Origin of the sequence: Acinetobacter equi, from assembly GCF_001307195.1 — a bacterium.
In the GTDB taxonomy this organism is placed as follows: domain Bacteria; phylum Pseudomonadota; class Gammaproteobacteria; order Pseudomonadales; family Moraxellaceae; genus Acinetobacter; species Acinetobacter equi.
Map to the genome: position 1 here is coordinate 2,464,765 of NZ_CP012808.1, position 15,010 is coordinate 2,479,774.

Below are 15,010 nucleotides of genomic sequence, written 5' to 3' on the forward strand. Positions count from 1 at the left end.
CCTTCTGATTCAAAGAAAAATTAATTTCCTAAAAATCTATTATTCAAAATGAATCACTGTACGAATCGACTTGCCTTCGTGCATTAAATCAAAAGCTTCATTAATTTGATCTAAGCCCATAGTATGTGTAACAAATGGTTCTAAACGAATATCGCCTTTCATTGCTTCTTCAACCATTTCTGGTAATTGAGAACGACCTTTTACACCACCAAAAGCTGTACCTTTCCAAGTACGACCTGTCACCAACTGGAATGGACGAGTTGAAATTTCTTGACCAGCTCCAGCAACACCAATAATAACTGATTGTCCCCATCCACGATGAGCACATTCTAGTGCTGAACGCATAACATTCACGTTACCAATACATTCAAAGGAATGGTCAACTCCCCAACCTGTCATCTCAACAATTACTTCTTGAACAGGCTTGTCATAATCTTTCGGATTAACAAAATCTGTTGCACCAAATTCTTCTGCAAGTTTGAATTTTTCAGGGTTTGTATCTACTGCAATGATACGGCCTGCTTTTGCTTTTTTAGCACCCTGTACAACAGCAAGACCAATACCACCTAAACCAAATACTGCAACTGTATCACCTTCTTGAACTTTAGCAGTATTTTTTACAGCACCTAAACCTGTTGTCACACCACAGCCTAATAAACATACGTGCTCTGGATTTGCTGCAGGATTAATTTTAGCCAAAGAAACTTCCGCAACAACTGTATATTCAGAGAATGTTGAGCACCCCATATAATGATAAATTGGCTCACCATTATATGAAAAACGTGTTGTGCCATCTGGCATTAAACCTTTCCCTTGAGTGGCACGTACAGCAACGCATAAATTGGTTTTACCAGACTTACAGAATACACATTCCCCACATTCTGCTGTATAAAGTGGAATAACATGATCACCTGGTTTTACACTTGTAACACCTTCACCCACTTCAACAACAATACCTGCACCTTCATGACCTAAGACAGCTGGAAATACGCCTTCTGGGTCTTCACCAGATAAAGTAAATGCATCAGTATGACATACACCAGTATGCGTAATTTTAACTAATACTTCACCCGCTTTTGGCGGTGCAACATCTATCTCTACAATTTGTAATGGTTGTCCTGGACCAAATGCGACGGCTGCACGTGATTTCATCGAAGGCATTTCCTTTTTCATATAAAAAATCATTTCAAAGTTGGATTACAGCACAAAATTGTCTTTTAATGAATTACACAATTTGGTTTGTAAAACTCTGCCCTCACAGTATCGCAATTTTATTCTGAGTTTCAACCATTAATTGATTTACTCTTTTAAATAGAAGTTTAATGATTTATAAAATTGATGTAATGTTAAATAAAATGTAGTTTTATATGACGTATTTAAATAATAACTTTTATAATAGGATATCCCTTCACAAATGAATCCTCAGACCAATAATTCATCTTTTGAACATACACATTGGTTTCATGAAATAGATTTCCAAACCAAAGTTACACAAGGCTTAACAGCTTACTTAGCCTTAAATGAAGCCTTTTTAAGTATTGCATCTAGAAGACATATTATTACCACAGCTAAACACCGTATAGACTTACAATATTACATTTGGGAAAATGATGCCATTGGGCAATTATTACTTGCAGATTTATTACATGCAGCAGATCGTGGTGTCAAAGTTCGCTTATTAATTGATGATCAAAACGGAACTCAATTAGATCAATCTTTACGTCAACTTAGTTTGCACCCTAATTTTCAAATAAAACTCTTTAATCCATATAGATTTAGAAAACTTCGGATTATTGACTATATTTTCCGCTTTAAGCATATTAACCATCGTATGCACAATAAACTTATTATTGGTGATGGGCAACTTGCCGTCACAGGTGGGCGTAATATTAGTCGAGAATATTTTGATGCAAGTGAAAACTTTCAATTTACCGATTTAGATATCCTGTTTTTTGGTGCAGCAGCTCAACAAGCAAATGCGCTATTTTATAATTTTTGGGAAGATGAGCTGAGTGTTTCAGTCTCTAAAATACTATCTAAAGGTAGTTCGGAAGAATTACAAGAATTAAGAAATCAATATGAATTAAGTGAATTACGTAGAACGCAACATCAAAGACAAATTGATGAAGCTGAAAACTATATACACATGCTGCTAAAAACAAAGCCTGTGCAATGGGTAAATGCAGAATTTATAGGTGATTCCCCAAACAAAATCCGAGGTCAAGCAAGCAAAGATGAGTTAATCGCTGAACAATTTTTTAAAATCATGGGGCCTCCAGAAAGCCAATTAGAACTAGTTTCCGCTTATTTTGTTCCTAAAAAAAGAGGGCTAAACTTTTTTAAGGAATTGATTCAAAATAATATTAAAATTCGTGTTTTAACAAATTCATATTTAGCTAATGATGTCCCAGTAGTTCATGCATTTTATCAAAAATATCGAAAAGAACTATTAGCTTCAGGCGTTAAACTTTATGAATTTAAGCCATATATTCAACGAAAAAAACGAACGTGGTATGAAATTATTACAGGTAATGTAATTCCTGCAAAAGGAAAAAATGCCTCTCGTTTACATGCTAAGTTTTTTGATTTAGATGGTGTGGTATTTATAGGTTCCTTTAATTTTGATCCTAGATCTGCACATTTAAATACTGAGGTTGGTCTAATCATTAAGTCACAACAATTACAGCAAGAACTTTCTCAAACATTAGATCAACATCTACCAACTGTTGCATATGAATTACAACTAAATACTGAAGGTAGAATTATTTGGCTTGAATATAAAGAAGATGGTTCAACCACTACACACAACCAAGAACCGCATACAACAAAATTTCAACGATTTGTAATTAAATTAGTATCTTTTCTACCTATTGAATGGATGGTGTAATTACAATGAAATTTCAAAACCCATGCACTCCATATTTAAATTGAATTTTCTTTATATCATCACCATTTTTTAATTAGTTTATTTTTTATAAATATTTTACAGCTTTTTATAATTGCATTAAAATTCAACATATCACGCTATTTCTCCTATTTTGTGTATCCTCCCCCATGCAATTCTTTGATTTAAGTCGCCAATTTAAATTTAGTGATATTCTCACACCATATCAAACACTTTCCGATCTTGAAAAACAAGATTGGATTTTAGCAAAAGTTCGTGTTGAATATGACTGCTTAAATGACTCTGACACAATTGAAGGTCAAGTTGTTTTAAGATCAAATCATAATATTCAAATAGAACTCGAATGGCTTATTCAAGATACTGGACACGAGCTACAAGTCTTATTTAAAGGGATTGAAATTCCAGCCAATGAAGAGACTTTGGTTACTATTAAGGGTGCTCAGTTAATCAATGAAAATCAAGAAATGTTATCATCTCAAGTTTTAGGCTTATGGATTGATGGAACGCTCTTGCCAATGTTACCCAATATTCGTAAAGAAATTAAAGCTCGCCTAAACCTTTGGGACTATGTCGAATATGATGGTTAAATATCTCCTCTAAATTAATATCATTACCCAAATTGCAGATAAGAAATTAACTTAAAAAAAGGACTAGAGCCATCAGTTGAGTTGCCACACCAAACTTAAAGCTCTAGACCTAATACTTGTTTAATAGTCCCTAACTATTCTGAGTAATTGATGGTTTATTGCTTAAATTTAAAGCAAATTATTGGAAATTCCTTAAACAAAGCCACCGTTTTTAAAGAATTCGAGCAACTTACTTTAGTATTTTGAAATCTTCTTTATTGCTCTTTGGTATAAATTCTCTCACTTCACTAATGTCAAAACATTTTTCAAATGGCTAAAGCAAGATCAAAGTTCTATAGCTGTAAATTACTTGTTGTGATGAATCAACTTGGCGAAAAATCGTTTGTTCAGCATTATCCAATCGACATGTAGCTGACATAAAAATAATGGCACATTTGAGGTCTAGAGACAAAACTTTATGCAGATCGTGGTTATATCAGCCAAAGTTTAAAAGTATATTAAAAAGATCAAGATATTGGTTCATTACTTATCATCAAAAAATCTGTAGTCTATTTAAAGGTCAATACAAATTTAGTGACGAGCAAAGTACTTAGTCTGTATGGTTTTAGATGTGATTTACGCATCGTTATGTGAATATCAACTCACTCATCGAAATAAGCCAAAAATTCAAATTATGAAATCATTGACTTAAACAAAATTCGGGTTACTTAATATCACTAAAGGCAAACTAAGTTTGCCTTTAATCTTCAATCGGTGAAATTACTTCACATTAGGTGAAACCATATTTTCAGGTCGTACAACTTCATCAAATTGTTCGGCAGTCACCAGACCATGTTCAACGGCAACTTGCTTTAATGTCTTTCCTTCTTTATAGGCTGTCTTCGCTACTTTCGCAGCATTTTCATAGCCAATCACAGGATTTAGTGCTGTTACAAGCATTAATGAGTCATGTAAAAAGTGATCTATTTTTTCACGATTTGGCTCAATACCAACAGCACAATGCTCATTAAAGCTATTACAAGAATCACCCAATAATTGAATTGATTGTAATAAATTATACGCAATTACAGGCATAAACACATTTAGCTCAAAGTTACCTGAAGCCCCTGCTACATTAATCGTTGTATCATTCCCTAAAACCTGTGCAACTACCATCGTCATTGCCTCACTTTGAGTTGGATTCACTTTACCAGGCATAATACTTGAACCAGGCTCATTTTCAGGAATTCTTAGCTCACCAAAACCACAACGTGGTCCACTTGCTAACCACCGAATATCGTTTGCAATTTTATTTAAACTGACTGCTAAGGTTTTAAGTGCGCCCGATGCAAATACTGCCGCATCACGTCCAGCCAATGCTTCAAACTTATTAGGTGCTGTAATAAATGGAAGCCCTGTTAATCTTGCTAATTCACTTGCAGCTTGAACTGCATAATCTGGATGTGCATTAAGTCCAGTACCCACAGCTGTACCACCGAGTGGTAGTTCATACAACCCCTCTAATGCCTGATTAAGACGTTTTAATCCATGATCTAATTGAGATACATATCCACTAAATTCTTGTCCTAAAGTTAAAGGGGTAGCATCTTGTAAATGCGTACGACCAATTTTAACAATATCAGAAAATTCTTTTGATTTTTTATCTAATATATTACGTAAAGAGGTTACAGCAGGAATTAACAATTCATTGATTTGCAAACTTGCAGCAATATGAATTGCTGTTGGAAATGAATCATTAGTAGATTGTGCACGATTCACATGATCATTCGGATGAACTGGTTTTTGCGAACCTAAAGCATTCCCTAATTTTTGATTTGCAATATTAGCAATCACTTCATTACAGTTCATATTACTTTGCGTACCAGAACCTGTTTGCCATACAACGAGTGGAAACTGTGCATCCCATTGACCTGAAATAACTTCATCAGCTGCACCCACAATATAATCTGACAATTCTTTTGGAATTTGCTTTAGCTCTGCATTTGTAATTGCTGCAGCTTTTTTTACCAGTCCCATAGCACGAATCATTGGTCGAGGAAGTCTCTCTCCACCGATCTTAAAATTTTGTAAACTACGTTGTGTTTGTGCACCCCACAATGCATCACTTGGTACAGCGACTTCGCCCATTGTGTCATGTTCAATACGTGTTTGCATGGTTAACCTCTAAGTCCTTATTCATTGTGTGGCTCTAGCTAAAACAACATGCTATGGCTATTTCTTCATGTTATGAAATTTAATTCATTTTGTAAATGATAATTATTTCCATTAATTATAGAAAGTTTTAATTATCTTTATTGATATTGTCACATCTTTTGGTAAAACACTCATTCATATAAAATAATTGAATAGATTATCATCTAAAATAAAATCTAAGTCTTCAAATACTCAGTTAAAACAACCTAAGACCTAAAATGCTTCATCCACCTATTATTAAAATCATTGTATACTAGCGGCTATTCTGAAGTCCGTATGTTTCCTATATGAAACATCTTTTTAGTGAATATTCATGAACACCTTATTACTAATTACCTCTGCACCTACATCAATTCATGCTTGGCATGCTTTTAGGCTAGCTCAAGCATTGAAAGCAAAAAATGAAAGCTTTCGAGTATTCTTCTATCAAGATGGGGTCTATGTTGCGAATGATTTACAATGGGTGCCTGATGATCAGAGAAATTTAAAAGAACAATGGCAACAACTAGATATTCGCTTGCCAGTTTGTGTGAGTGCCGCCTTATCTCGAGGAATCACTGATAGCGAAAATGCAAAGCGACATAAAATCAGCCAACACAATCTAGCAAATGGTTTTGAACTTGTTGGACTAGGTGAACTTGCTGATGCTGTACAAACTGCTAATCGCTTAATTCAATTTTAATTTTTTCTAAATCTGTTGTATTTCAAAGGTAATTTAAGTGAAATCTGTACTGGTTATATTAACAAAATCTAATTTAAATAGTTTACAGGTACATGAAAGCTTATCTGCAACTATGGTGTTGGCGACATTTGGTTGTGAAGTTAAAGTTCTACTACAAGATGCGGCATTATCATTATTAAAATCAGATATTCAATTTAATACACTTAAACATGCCTTTAAACTGGCATCTAATATGGTTGATAGCTTTGAGTTCTATGATTTAAGCCCAATTTATATAGAAGAGAAATACCAGAATTCCCCTTATATCGTAGATGCCCAACAAGAAATTGAATTTATAAATTTAAGTTCAAATTTCATTGAACAATTTGATCATATTTTATATTGGTAAGCTTTGAGAATTATAGTATGTCTACACTTTTTTTAATTCAATCAGATTTTACCGCAACACCTCAGGCGATTGAAAAATTAAAAATGATGTATTGTCCTGAAGACGTCATTATTCTTATGGGCGATGCAGTTCAATTTTATGCAAATACATTTTTACAGGCATTGCCTAAAATTTATCTGCTTGAAGCGGATGCTGAAAGTTTAAATTCCTTAAACATCCCCAATATTGAAATTATTCAATACCATGATTTTGCAGAAATTTGTTTACAGCATACGCGCTGTATTAGTTTAAAGTAAGTTTGAGATCAATATGAATTTAGAACTCGATCAAGATGGTCATTTGGTTGATTACACCATTTGGAATGAACAAGTTGCTCAAGCATTAGCACAATCTCTATCTTTAGAATTAACACCTTGGCATTTCGAAATATTAAATGCTGTTCGCCAATTTTATCAACAATTTGGACATTCTCCTGCAACACGACCACTGATTAAATTCCTAACAAAAACAATTGGTTCTGAAATTAATAATGCAGTATTACAAGAGAGATTTAATACTGGATTAGTTGCTCGTCATTTAAGTCGCTTAGCTGGTATTCCTAAACCACCCAATTGTTTATGATTCACATTCAATAGAATTTTGATCTATATCTAAAATAGTCTTAATTTCCTCAGGTTGAAATACTTTACTTAACTCAGAAGTCAGATTAAGTATTAGTGTTGCACCCTGAGTTATTTCAAAAAGTTTTCTTGTATTTATAGTGATATATTCTATATTTTCACCAATATCTTGCAAAATTGTATCTAATTTCAAAAAAAATGGAATAGCTTGATCACCTTCAGGAGTTTCAAATATTCTAAATTGAATTTTATTTTCATCATTTTTGATACCCAAACAATATATTTCAGTCTCCAAAAGCTGATCAATAAAATCTGGAATTACATTATAGTCATTTTGTGTTTGTTGGAATAAAGATTCTAGATCTTGCATTGTATAAGTCACTCTTTTTAGTATTTCAATTTCAGTGTGAATTATTTCACAAAATTTCTTTTTTTTCTTACTTATATTAGTGTTTGTAGTAAAACACCATATTATTACCATAATACCTGACTCGGACTTTTAAAACCCAGTCTTTTCCTCGGTTACGATATTACCCAGCAAGGATTTTGAAGATTTTCAGGCGACTAATCAGAAAGCTTCTTTGAATCGATGTATTTCATTCAAAGATTATTCACGAATATTTAGGATTTTCCGATCTAAATAATCAAGAAAACAATAAATTTAGGCAGCCCTCATCACCAAGTTATCACTTAAATTTAAGTCAATTAGAAAAAATAGTCTTTTCAATTATTTATGCTACAAAGCCATTTTATATAACATCAATTGACACAATAATTTACTGATAATTTACTTCTATTGTCGCTGTTGCATTAGCTGTTCCAGGTGTAGATTGAGAACTTGGCAATATTCTATAGTAACGAGCATCAAAATTAATAAAATCACTTGATACCTCTCCCACAGCATTTGCCACACCATTCGTCATAACACCAAATTGTACAGGTTCATAATTCCCATTCGATTGTTGAAATGGTAAAGATCTAAGTTGTAATGCGTATCCTTTGGCAGCATCACTTCCTGTCAATTGAATAAGCCCCTGTGAAGAATTTGATGTTTCAGGGGTATTCGTATCAATTTTATATGTTACAGCAGCACCAGTTTGACATCTTAAGCCAATTTTAAAATTAACAGAATTAGTTACGCCCCCTACAGCAGAACTTGTAAAATCAAAACCTGACTTTTCACCTAAATCAATAGTTTTATAACGGTCAGCTGACTCTACGGCACATGTTTTGACAGAAAATGCTATTTCATAAATAAATAAGCGAACATTAACATCGAGAGAATTTGATTGCGGCGAATCTCTATCAACAAAATTAAAATAAATATCATTTAATGTGCCGCCAGTTCCCCAAACAGTACTTGCTCTTGTTGCAGGACCAGTTTGATATCCTTGTAAAGATACAGAGTTTACATTTAGAGTACTTAAGTTAATTTCTACTGGATTAGTTGGTGAAGCATTTTCAGCCAAAATAAATGGTGTTCCAGATACAGATTGACCATGGCCAACTTGTCCAAAATGAAGCACCTCACCTGTTGGAGTTGTATATGCCATTTCTATAGAATAGAAAGATGTATTATTCGTATCTTGTAAATAAGGATATCCTGGAAATCTTTTATCAGGATTTCTAACCATTTGTAATCGTGGAGTTACCTTGATTGGCGCAGTGCAAATCAACCCCCATTGTGGAGCTGCTCCACCATATGGTGCTGTTGTAATATTAGCTAAAGAAAAGTTTACAGGTGCAGGGTATTGATCATTATTCACCCCCACTAAATTTGTTGCCGTACCAATTTCAACAGAGGGATTATGTTCACTACCCGATTTCCACGTACATGAAAAAGCTTCAGCAGTATCTATAGATAGTACAGTTGTTCCTACTAGACCCCAAAATATTAAACTCGTCTTATTTCTTTTCATTAGCTTTATTTCACACAAGTTAGTGGTAATTTATAAATTCCATTTTTTTTCTCATATAATGTCCCTTCACCAACATGATAGGGAATTAAACAAGAATCCTCTGACAAATTACTCCATTCAACTTTTAATTTTCCTTGATCATTTAGTCCACTTACATATATAACGCCATTCTGACCAACAATTCCTATTTCTTTACCATCTTCATTTTTAACAATTGCCCCCACTGGAAGATGTTGACCATCAATCTTTTCACTATAAATAAATGCCTTATGCCCAACAACCGTATCAAATTTTACTTTTACAATTGCCCCACTATAAGGAATGACTTTTTTACTATGAACCTTAAGTTCAGTGCTATCAGACATTCCTTGTGGATTGATTGTGACATCATTAATACGATATGGATTTGCATAAGGAATCACGCCATAACCAAATCTATCAATAGATACACCACTCACATTTGCAAGTTTTGCACCTTTGGCTTTATCTGCTTCCACCAAAATTAGAGAATCAGTTGAATATTGTCCTAAGGTAATCCCTTTAGAATGGGCGACAACAGAACCTGAAACTCCTAATGAATATTGATGATAGTCTTTAGCTTTACTTGCCAATAATACAGCTTGGCCTTGTGAATATTTATTCGTTAAACTTCCAGAAATTATATTTCCTTGATGCTCAATATATGAATCTGCAAGGCTATAAGTCAGTGATCCATCATTCACAGCACCAGTCATACCAGTAATAATTTGTGAACGATTATGTGAATGGCTATAATTAGCACTCAAATTATTAATACTTCGGTTTCTTTTACCTTGAATCGCAATATTCATAACAAATGAATAAACATTCTCACTTTCAAATGAGTCTCTCTCTACACGTGATACATTGATACCAAAATTAATATCTTTATATCCAAAATTATATCCACCTTGATAATATGTTTCAGATTCTCGACCATTCCAATAGTTCACTTTAGAACCTGATAAATACAAACTACTTTTTGCCCAAATAGGCTGATTAAGTGAAACTTCGAATCTATCCTTTCTATTAGCAAAACCTAAATTTAAACCGCTATTAAGATAAGAAGCTTCACTAAAATTATAATAATCTTCACTCGAAAATCGATAAGCAGATAATGCAAAATATGTATTTGTTGTTTGAATCAATTTACTATGTGCAATTTTTGCACTCCATCCTGTTTTTTTATCCTGATTTTCATTAATTTTAGCAATGGAATTTGTCACATCTAAACTAATAGCACCTAAAGCCGTATTAAAAGCAACACCAGTTACAGATGATTGAAAGTGTTCTGCCAATTGAACACCAATATAACCAGTCAGAGAATTAGATAAGCCTTTTGAATACCATGCTTGTACAAATTTAGGTTTAGAATTAATCGTGTCATTTCTTAACTCCCCTACAGTAACCGAATAACGAGAAAGTCCCGGTCGTAATAATTGTGAAATCGATGAATATGGAACCTGATATGTTTGTGTTTGTCCATCTGCACCAATAACACTAACATCGAGTTCACCACCATAACCTGTTGGATATAAATCATTAATCACAAAAGGTCCTTGAGGAACGTTTGTCTTATAAAGTAAATTTCCTTGTTGTCTAATCTCAACAATTGAATTCGACTGCGCAATTCCTCTTACTGTAGGAGCAAAGCCTTGAAGTGAATGAGGTAACATTCTGTCATCTGAAGACAGTTGTACCCCTAAAAAATTTACGGAATCAAAATACTGCCCTAAAGTATTAGATTCACCTAAAATTAAATTACTTCTAATTGAAGAAATTGGTCGTTGTACATAACTATTTAATGTATTCCAAGTACCACCTTTACCATTAAGGTAGTTAAAATTGGAATTATTTCTAAATTGCCATAAACCAACATTAAAACCAAAATTAAACATAGAAAAAAAATTAGAATTTTTCCCATACCCATCATTTTTATTTTCATTATAATTTAAATTATAGTTTATAAATCCTGCATTAATACCATCTTCCCATAAGTTAGAGTCTGTCGCACCTTGAGCACTTAAATTCAAATATACTTGTGGAATATTTACATTTAAAGTCAGCTCTGGAAGATTAATATTATAATTAAGATAAGGAATCTCTTTTTTTAAATCGATACATATTTCTTTTTTATTATTTAAAGTATCAATTTCATTATTTTCTATTATATCAATTTCTGCATTTTTCTCATTTATTTCATTCGATGCTCGAATACCTAACATTAAAATTAAAGTTGGATTTGCACATACAACAGATTGTCCATTTATATGATTATTTTCTTCAATTTTTAATAATGAATTACCTATATATTTTCCATTTAAATTAATAGACATTTCATAATCACCTGGCTCTACCGCTCCAGGCTTTTGAAATCTATCTAGTGAAACATTACTTCCTACAAAAAAATTTGAATCAAACTCATTTAAAGGACTTTCCGCAAAACTAGTTTGACATAGAAAGATAAATGGAATAGTACTAATATGATAAGTATATTTATTCATAACGTACCTTTATTCTTCTTTCACCAACACCCCCTTGATCATTTATAATTGTGGCGACAAGCTCATTATCATTTTTATGTAAAATCACATTTGTCTGAACATACCCAAATGGTTCAATCATACCAAAGCTATCAAGTGGTAATGGGGTATCAGACAAACTCACTTTAGAAAATGAAATATAATATGCAGAATTGTTTTTACATGACAAAATTTTTGATGTTTTAGAAGATTCTTTCTCAATATTACAGTCTATTTGATTTACTAAATCATCTATTGTTGGAGATTTAAAACCTTCAGGCCTAAAAAATAATTTTATTCTCGTTCTAAATGCAATTTGAAGTGTATTTTGATTTTTCAACATTGCGTCTTTAGGAGGGACTTCAAATACATTTACCCAATATACTGATTCTCTATCTTTCGGTAATGTATTCCCATCATAAACTATACGAAGTAAATGTCCTTGCTGATTTTCCATTCTAAATATAGGAGGTAATACAGTAAATGGTGTTTTTGGAGGATTAGCAATATGTTGTTGGTGACCATCATCAACCCATGTTTGAACGAGTACTGGATGAGCATTATCATTATGAACTTTTAATATTGTTTCTTTTTGATTCTCATTAAAAATAACTCTTGTATTATTTAAAATTACATTCGCACAAACTGGATTAATCAATAAGGGAATTGTCAACCATAATAATTTTTTCATAAATCACCCCAAATAAATCCCACTATTCGTGGGATTTATCTTATTATTTATATTTTATTAATTATTGATAACTTAAAGTATAAGAAACTTGAGAGTTTGCACTACCAGCAACTGGTGTACCAGTTGAATTATACGCAGCTACATAATTTAAAGTCGCGTCCCCATTTTCCCCCAAAGTTACATAGCTTGATGTTGGCACAATACCATTAACTGGTTGTATCGTACCTGATGTATCATAAATCCCAATTCTCACATTTTCTGCTGTACTAGTGCCATCTAATGCAAGATAACCATCTGTTGTACCTAAAGTAAGTGATTCAAAACGAGCAGCAACAGAAGCATTTGAACCAACTGAACAGTCCGTCAACACCAGAGAAAATGCTTGATTTCCTGCAACTTGTCCTTCAGTTGCTAACGCACTTGCAGGAACATCACCCAAATTTACAGATTTATTTGCGACACCCACACTCTCAGCACCATCAATTTTACAAGTATTAGTTGTAATAGTTCCTGTAAAAGTGATTGTTCCATCAGCAGCAAAAGCAGCTGGTGAAAGTACAAGTAAACTCAACATTGTTATATGTCTTAATTTCATAACTTTCCCTCATAATCTTTTTAATATATTTATAAATAACTTATAAATATTCCTAATTACATTTTTATACCAATTTTCGTTTTGGCATTTTTAAATTATCACATTATTTTTATTTTACTTATCATGTAATTGTTATACTTTTATTGTAGTTTTAAATGTATTTATTTAATAAAATAATTTAAATTCATATTTTTTTTAGTTTTATAAACTAATATTACTCATACTCTCCAAATAGAGATAAAATTGGCAAATCGATTAATTAACATTACTTTTAACTAATATTTAATAGCAATTGTAATTTTATATAAATGTTTGTATTATTTTTAATATTTATTTTTTTGAAAATCATTTTTTCAAAACAAAAGAACACAAAAATAATATACCAGTTTAAATATATTTAATTATAGAAAATATTTATATTATGATTTATATAAACACATAATGAATACTATTAGACTAATAAAAAAGTGAATTTTTTTTAAATATTAGACCTCTTTCATAAATCAAAAAACGATCTATATTTTGCTGATTATTTGTACCGAAGAATTTTAAATATTCATGCATAATTTGCAGATGAAATGCATCGACTCAAAGAAGCTTTCTGAAACACAGTTTAAACGATATACAGGTATCTCATGTTTAATGTTTAACCTTTAATTTAATGGTTGAACAACTAAAAATGCATGTCCCTGCGAAAGGTAGACCATCTAAGTTAAGTACAGAAGATCAGGTTTTATTCTGTCTGAGCTATTGGCGTGAATACCGAACTTTATTTCATGTCGCAACAAGTTATGGCGTGTCAGAGCCTACTACTTCAAGAATTGTCCGCCATGTAGAGGATTGTCTGATCAAGTCCAATCTATTTAAAACCTTCAAAATTCTTGCCGAGCGATATCGTAATCGAGGCAAAAGGCTAGGCTTAAGATTTAATTTAATTTAATTTAATTGCTGGAATCTATAACATGGAACTGAGTAAAAAATGACTTATGAAAGAACTCTATTATAAATTTACCTTGTTAATCCTAATTATTTATTAAAATACAACCCCACTTACAACTACACTCCATAATGATGATTTAATTCAGGAGATTTATTTATTCCATTATGAATTTTATAAGCAATTTCTTGTGCCCATATTTTATAAACTTCTTTACTAGGATGAAATCCATCTTCTGCCATTGTTAAGTTTAAGCTTCTATATTTTTCTAAATCATATTTAATCCATTCCATATTCTGCTGTTTTAACACAAAACCTTCTAATTGATGATTCATTTGTTGTGCATATAATCCAAATAACCATGCTAATGGGTTTGGTAATGCTGGAAATTTTTGCATTGGTGGAACACCTGTTGCAATCATCAAATTTGGACTAAATTTTTCTTTAATTTTTTCATAAAGTTTAACTTGCTTATTCATCCAAATATCAGCAGACATGAACTTAGTTACATCATTAACACCAATAGAAGTGACTACAACATCATAATGATTATCATTCAAATCATCTAAACTATACATAACCTGAGATGTTGTATTTCCTGTTTTAGCATGTAGCTTCCATTCAATTTTGAATTCAGTTGAAAGTTCTTTTAATAAACAACCTAACAATGCATCATTTTGTTGAAGGACCCCAACACCTGCTGCTGCTGAATCTCCTACAATTAAAATAGAAAGTGGTTTACCTCGCCCTGTTATTCCTTCTCGTAGCCCTTCAGGCTCTGGAAGCCTTAATGTATTTTTTTTAACTTTACGCCCTTGAATAAGTAATATAGGAATCAATAAAATTGTGAGTGCTTTTAAGAACATAAATACGGCGAATATTATTTTAACTAATGCATTATAAAGATAATTTCATGATTAAAGTACTTTAATTCTATATATGCACATTTCAAT

At 32.2% G+C, this 15,010-nt stretch carries 14 protein-coding genes and 2 pseudogenes; 8 read left to right on the top strand and 8 right to left on the bottom strand.

Going from position 1 to position 15,010, the window contains the following annotated elements; all coding sequences use genetic code 11:
* Positions 1-39: 39 nt before the first annotated feature.
* The gene (locus AOY20_RS11715) at positions 40-1,152 is read right to left on the bottom strand and encodes an S-(hydroxymethyl)glutathione dehydrogenase/class III alcohol dehydrogenase (RefSeq protein ID WP_054582027.1); all 1,113 of its coding nucleotides are present in this window, start codon (positions 1,150-1,152) and stop codon (positions 40-42) included.
* A 262-nt stretch (positions 1,153-1,414) separates the two neighbouring features.
* Between AOY20_RS11715 and AOY20_RS11720 the strand changes: the two genes are divergently transcribed.
* From AOY20_RS11720 to AOY20_RS14560, 3 genes and pseudogenes are all read left to right on the top strand, one after another.
* Positions 1,415-2,887, top strand: a complete 1,473-nt coding sequence (locus tag AOY20_RS11720) for a phospholipase D family protein (RefSeq protein WP_054582028.1) — start codon at positions 1,415-1,417, stop codon at positions 2,885-2,887.
* Between the two features lie 167 nt (positions 2,888-3,054).
* Positions 3,055-3,492 carry a hypothetical protein gene (locus tag AOY20_RS11725; RefSeq protein WP_054582029.1) on the top strand — a complete coding sequence of 146 codons (438 nt, stop codon included), beginning with the start codon at positions 3,055-3,057 and terminating at the stop codon, positions 3,490-3,492.
* 146 nt (positions 3,493-3,638) lie between these two features.
* Positions 3,639-4,183: pseudogene (locus AOY20_RS14560) on the top strand (transposase).
* 68 nt (positions 4,184-4,251) lie between these two features.
* On the opposite strand, the gene fumC reads toward AOY20_RS14560, so the two are convergent.
* A complete protein-coding gene (fumC, locus tag AOY20_RS11730) occupies positions 4,252-5,646 on the bottom strand; it encodes a class II fumarate hydratase (RefSeq protein WP_054582030.1) in 1,395 nt (464 codons plus the stop codon).
* A 352-nt stretch (positions 5,647-5,998) separates the two neighbouring features.
* Between fumC and tusD the strand changes: the two genes are divergently transcribed.
* Genes tusD through AOY20_RS11750 form a run of 4 tightly spaced genes read left to right on the top strand, consistent with a single transcriptional unit; the run spans position 5,999 to position 7,376 of the window.
* Positions 5,999-6,367: a sulfurtransferase complex subunit TusD gene (gene tusD, locus AOY20_RS11735; protein ID WP_054582031.1), complete on the top strand. Its 369-nt coding sequence runs from the start codon at positions 5,999-6,001 to the stop codon at positions 6,365-6,367.
* Between the two features lie 37 nt (positions 6,368-6,404).
* Complete coding sequence (locus tag AOY20_RS11740) at positions 6,405-6,755, top strand: hypothetical protein (protein WP_054582032.1); 351 nt, start codon at positions 6,405-6,407, stop codon at positions 6,753-6,755.
* A gap of 17 nt (positions 6,756-6,772) precedes the next feature.
* Complete coding sequence (locus tag AOY20_RS11745) at positions 6,773-7,051, top strand: DsrH/TusB family sulfur metabolism protein (RefSeq protein WP_054582033.1); 279 nt, start codon at positions 6,773-6,775, stop codon at positions 7,049-7,051.
* Positions 7,052-7,064: 13 nt separating this feature from the next.
* Positions 7,065-7,376, top strand: a complete 312-nt coding sequence (locus tag AOY20_RS11750) for a TusE/DsrC/DsvC family sulfur relay protein (protein WP_054582034.1) — start codon at positions 7,065-7,067, stop codon at positions 7,374-7,376.
* Here the strand turns inward: AOY20_RS11750 and AOY20_RS11755 are convergent.
* The 5 genes from AOY20_RS11755 to AOY20_RS11775 all read right to left on the bottom strand — a co-directional run bounded on the left by AOY20_RS11755 (position 7,371) and on the right by AOY20_RS11775 (position 13,120).
* Entirely contained in the window at positions 7,371-7,745 is a 375-nt protein-coding gene (locus AOY20_RS11755; RefSeq protein WP_054582606.1) for an SseB family protein, read from the bottom strand. The genes AOY20_RS11750 and AOY20_RS11755 overlap by 6 nt on opposite strands.
* 406 nt (positions 7,746-8,151) lie before the next feature.
* On the bottom strand, positions 8,152-9,294 hold the full coding sequence (locus AOY20_RS11760) for a fimbrial protein (protein WP_054582035.1): 1,143 nt from the start codon (positions 9,292-9,294) through the stop codon (positions 8,152-8,154).
* A 5-nt stretch (positions 9,295-9,299) separates the two neighbouring features.
* On the bottom strand, positions 9,300-11,816 hold the full coding sequence (locus AOY20_RS11765; protein ID WP_054582036.1) for a fimbria/pilus outer membrane usher protein: 2,517 nt from the start codon (positions 11,814-11,816) through the stop codon (positions 9,300-9,302).
* Positions 11,809-12,525, bottom strand: coding sequence for a fimbrial biogenesis chaperone (locus AOY20_RS11770; protein ID WP_054582037.1), 717 nt, complete (start codon positions 12,523-12,525; stop codon positions 11,809-11,811). Before AOY20_RS11770 ends, AOY20_RS11765 begins: the two co-directional genes overlap by 8 nt.
* A gap of 61 nt (positions 12,526-12,586) precedes the next feature.
* Positions 12,587-13,120 (bottom strand): fimbrial protein, encoded by a 534-nt coding sequence (locus AOY20_RS11775; protein ID WP_054582038.1) that lies wholly within the window; start codon positions 13,118-13,120, stop codon positions 12,587-12,589.
* Between the two features lie 679 nt (positions 13,121-13,799).
* On the opposite strand from AOY20_RS11775, the pseudogene AOY20_RS15175 reads away from it, so the two are divergent.
* Positions 13,800-13,961: pseudogene (locus AOY20_RS15175) on the top strand (helix-turn-helix domain-containing protein); the annotation flags it as partial.
* 215 nt (positions 13,962-14,176) lie between these two features.
* Here AOY20_RS15175 and AOY20_RS11780 read toward each other — a convergent pair.
* On the bottom strand, positions 14,177-14,923 hold the full coding sequence (locus tag AOY20_RS11780) for an SGNH/GDSL hydrolase family protein (protein ID WP_054582039.1): 747 nt from the start codon (positions 14,921-14,923) through the stop codon (positions 14,177-14,179).
* Between the last annotated feature and the right edge of the window lie 87 nt (positions 14,924-15,010).

Bases quoted from the DNA above. Each gene is read 5' to 3' on its own strand.
- AOY20_RS11715 (WP_054582027.1), bottom strand. From the start codon at position 1,152: ATGAAATCACGTGCAGCCGTCGCATTTGGTCCAGGACAACCATTACAA.
- AOY20_RS11720 (WP_054582028.1), top strand. From the start codon at position 1,415: ATGAATCCTCAGACCAATAATTCATCTTTTGAACATACACATTGGTTT.
- AOY20_RS11725 (WP_054582029.1), top strand. From the start codon at position 3,055: ATGCAATTCTTTGATTTAAGTCGCCAATTTAAATTTAGTGATATTCTC.
- fumC (WP_054582030.1), bottom strand. From the start codon at position 5,646: ATGCAAACACGTATTGAACATGACACAATGGGCGAAGTCGCTGTACCA.
- tusD (WP_054582031.1), top strand. From the start codon at position 5,999: ATGAACACCTTATTACTAATTACCTCTGCACCTACATCAATTCATGCT.
- AOY20_RS11745 (WP_054582033.1), top strand. From the start codon at position 6,773: ATGTCTACACTTTTTTTAATTCAATCAGATTTTACCGCAACACCTCAG.
- AOY20_RS11750 (WP_054582034.1), top strand. From the start codon at position 7,065: ATGAATTTAGAACTCGATCAAGATGGTCATTTGGTTGATTACACCATT.
- AOY20_RS11755 (WP_054582606.1), bottom strand. From the start codon at position 7,745: ATGCAAGATCTAGAATCTTTATTCCAACAAACACAAAATGACTATAAT.
- AOY20_RS11760 (WP_054582035.1), bottom strand. From the start codon at position 9,294: ATGAAAAGAAATAAGACGAGTTTAATATTTTGGGGTCTAGTAGGAACA.
- AOY20_RS11765 (WP_054582036.1), bottom strand. From the start codon at position 11,816: ATGAATAAATATACTTATCATATTAGTACTATTCCATTTATCTTTCTA.
- AOY20_RS11770 (WP_054582037.1), bottom strand. From the start codon at position 12,525: ATGAAAAAATTATTATGGTTGACAATTCCCTTATTGATTAATCCAGTT.
- AOY20_RS11775 (WP_054582038.1), bottom strand. From the start codon at position 13,120: ATGAAATTAAGACATATAACAATGTTGAGTTTACTTGTACTTTCACCA.
- AOY20_RS11780 (WP_054582039.1), bottom strand. From the start codon at position 14,923: ATGTTCTTAAAAGCACTCACAATTTTATTGATTCCTATATTACTTATT.